Here is a 650-nt window from a genome sequence, read left to right as displayed (position 1 = left end):
GAGTGGGCTCGTGAGAAAGTAGAGAATTTCTACCTTTACCGTTTCAAGCGCATGCCTAAAGCTTCTGATATCGAATACCAGATGCCTCCACGTTCACGTACATTCCGTCACGGGTTAGAACCTCGTGAGCCAATGGAATTAACGGTTGAATCGATTCTAGCATCACAAGCTAAAGCAGCGTCAGCATTTAAAGAGCGTCGTGGCGGCAACGGTCGTAACTTTCGTCGTTAATAGAAATGCGTCGCTAGCAAAAGGGCGTCGTTAATCGAAAGGCGTCGTTAAGTAAGGCTTTCGCTAATAAAAAGGCGTCGCTAGAAAAGCCGTCGAAATAGCCTAATCAGCTAAAGCGAAAAGCGTAAAATACAAAAGGAGCCTAAGTGCTCCTTTTTTAATGCGTGTCGATTTAGTCGTTCGCCTTAAGCTTCGCGGTTCTTTCTTTGATTCTTCCAAAGGTCAACGCCATAGACAATAGCGCTGATCAGTAAGAATAGCGCTGACACAGAAAACAGAGCGGGCATTTTTAGAATCCACGCGAATGTGGCAGCAAGAAAAGCGACAAAGCAAATGAGTCGACTTGATGACATGACATGACCGAGTTTAATGTTCATAACGCCTCCTAATGAAGTCTCACTTTCGACAGGAGAATTATC

At 44.8% G+C, this 650-nt stretch carries 1 protein-coding gene and 1 pseudogene; one reads left to right on the top strand and one right to left on the bottom strand.

Annotated features, from left to right (window positions below; translation table 11 throughout):
- Positions 1–231: pseudogene (locus AB4496_RS28125) on the top strand (hypothetical protein); the annotation flags it as partial.
- 185 nt (positions 232–416) lie between these two features.
- On the opposite strand, the gene AB4496_RS28120 reads toward AB4496_RS28125, so the two are convergent.
- Positions 417–608 (bottom strand): hypothetical protein, encoded by a 192-nt coding sequence (locus tag AB4496_RS28120; protein WP_009846584.1) that lies wholly within the window; start codon positions 606–608, stop codon positions 417–419.
- Between the last annotated feature and the right edge of the window lie 42 nt (positions 609–650).

It is taken from the genome of Vibrio sp. 10N.222.46.A1 (genome assembly GCF_041473595.1).
In the GTDB taxonomy this organism is placed as follows: Bacteria; Pseudomonadota; Gammaproteobacteria; order Enterobacterales; family Vibrionaceae; genus Vibrio; species Vibrio tasmaniensis_A.
Note: the sequence above shows the minus strand (reverse complement) of the source record. Positions and strands in the feature narration are given on the sequence as shown.

Excerpts from the sequence above, each read along its gene's own strand:
- AB4496_RS28120 (WP_009846584.1), bottom strand. The coding sequence starts at position 608 with ATGAACATTAAACTCGGTCATGTCATGTCATCAAGTCGACTCATTTGC.